Below are 2107 nucleotides of genomic sequence, written 5' to 3' on the forward strand. Positions count from 1 at the left end.
TTCTCCGGCCCATCATAGGCAATTCCCCGGATCACGGCGGCGCTGCCGAATTTCCTGCGCAGGCCATCGATGGCGCGTTCGGCATCCGCGGAGCGGCGGTCCAGCATATCGGTGTCGTGCGTCTGCGTGGTTGGACGAAGCGCGCTGACCCCTGTGCCCATCAGGCGAAACGCGGTTCCATCGATTTCCTTCGCCAGCATCTCCCGCGATATCGCGAAGATCCGGGCAGCAAGCTGGGTCGGCGCGTGAATGGATTGCGAGCGCGTGCGCTGCCGGAAGTCCGCGGTCTTCAGCTTGAGCGTGATGGTCGAACCCGCCAGTGCGCTGTTCTTGAGCCGGTCCGACACCTTTTCGGATAGCCGCCACAGTGTCTTCTCGAGCGTTGCGAAATCGCGGATGTCGGTTTCGAACGTGGTCTCGTTGGAGATCGTTTTGGCGCCCCGGTCGGCCACGACGCGGCGATCGTCGATACCGCGGGCCAGTCGCCACAGCCGCTGTCCTTCGCCGCCGAACTGCCTCATCAACTCGGCTTCCTCGGCGCGCTGCAAATCGGCAATGGTGCGGAAGCCGCGCTGGATCAGACGGTCCTGCGTCGCAGGCCCGACGCCGAAGATGAAACTGACCGGCTTGTCCGCCAGCATCGTTCGCGCTTCGTCCTGGTCGAGCGCCGCGAACCCCCTGGGCTTGTCGAGGTCGGAGGCGATCTTTGCCAGGAACTTGTTGCAGGAGAGCCCGACCGACACCGTCACGCCGATCTCGCGCTCGATTTGTTGCGCAAAGCGCGCCAGCACTTTCGCCGGAATCATGCCGTGAACGCGCTGTGTGCCGCTGAGATCGAGAAAAGCTTCATCGATCGAGAGCGGCTCAACCAGCGGCGTGAGCGCCTGCATCGCGCGGCGCACCTCGCGGCCGACCCGGACGTATTTGGCCATATCGGGGCGGATGACGACCGCCGAAGGGCAAAGGTCCAGCGCCTTGAACATCGGCATCGCCGAGCGAACGCCAAAGGTGCGCGAGATGTAGCAAGCGGCCGAAACCACACCGCGCTTGCCGCCACCAATGATGACGGGCTTGTCGGCGAGTTCCGGATTGTCGCGCTTCTCGACGGTGGCGTAGAAGGCGTCGCAATCGACATGGGCGAAAGTGAGCGAGGCAAGGGCACGGTGACGCACCAGGCGCGGCGAACCGCAGGCGCGGCATCGTTTCGCTGCGATGTCCAGATCGTTGAAGCAGTCCCTGCAAAAGCAGGTCGGGCCAACCGCAAGATTTGCTGCGCTGGAGATCACGGCACGTCGCGCTCCCATTCAGGATCGCGGAGAGCCTGATGGGCCGCGGCAACGTTGGTCGGATGAAGTTGTGAGGCTTCGGCAAACGCCTTCACGGTTGCGTCGTCGCGCATCACGAAATCGAGTACGCTTGCCAGGAAGCGGGGATCGGCGGCCGCTCCGCGCAAGGTCTCCGGGCCGATCCCGCTCTCGGCCAGGAACGCGCCCAGCCTTTCTGGATCTCCCGCGATAAAAGAAAGCGCCTGAACCGCAACGATTTCAGCCACTTCCCGGGGGTTCCGCTTGGATTTTCTCAAAGCCCCGATTTGCCTTTCCGTAACTTATGGTCTCTAGTTTCTAAACGATCATGCCCGAGTCTGCGGAAGCCTTTCAAGCAACTGGCAACCACGTCCTGGAAGTGGGGTCACGGCTTAACGGGTTGGAGCGAATCTGGCGCTAGTGTCCCGATGCCGAAGTTCGTTTGATTGTGGGGAGCCTCGTTCACGAACTTCGGCATCGAAAGGACACTAGAAAGTTATATCGGCTAGTGTGGCTTTGGTTCAGAAGTCCGCATGATGGACTCGCGGCAGTACTGATGCGGACTTCTGAACCGCCACACTAGTTTGACGACCTATAGCTGGCGGCGATCGCAGTGCCGCCTTCCGGGGGCCGTTCGCTGGGATGGGAGGGGCGGGATGGCGAAAACCGTCCTGATCGTGGAAGACAACGAGCTCAACATGAAGCTCTTTCGCGATCTGCTTGAGGCACACGGCTATCGGACTGAGGGCACCAGCAACGGCTTCGAGGCGCTCGAACTCGTGCGCAAGCTTCGGCCCGACCTC

At 62.2% G+C, this 2107-nt stretch carries 3 protein-coding genes; 1 reads left to right on the forward strand and 2 read right to left on the reverse strand.

Translation table 11 applies throughout. The features are described from left to right. Both VFL62_RS03085 and VFL62_RS03090 read right to left on the reverse strand, forming a co-directional pair. Positions 1 to 1304: DNA polymerase IV (locus VFL62_RS03085; RefSeq protein ID WP_325170911.1), on the reverse strand; the 1304-nt coding region annotated here is incomplete at its 3' end. Continuing rightward, on the reverse strand, positions 1283 to 1582 hold the full coding sequence (locus tag VFL62_RS03090) for a DUF3572 domain-containing protein (protein WP_325170912.1): 300 nt from the start codon (positions 1580 to 1582) through the stop codon (positions 1283 to 1285). The genes VFL62_RS03085 and VFL62_RS03090, both read right to left, overlap by 22 nt. A 378-nt stretch (positions 1583 to 1960) precedes the next feature. Between VFL62_RS03090 and VFL62_RS03095 the strand changes: the two genes are divergently transcribed. Further along, the coding region (locus VFL62_RS03095; protein WP_325170913.1) for a response regulator at positions 1961 to 2107 on the forward strand (147 nt) is incomplete at its 3' end.

It is taken from the genome of Bradyrhizobium sp. (assembly GCF_035701725.1).
Lineage (GTDB): Bacteria > Pseudomonadota > Alphaproteobacteria > Rhizobiales > Xanthobacteraceae > Bradyrhizobium.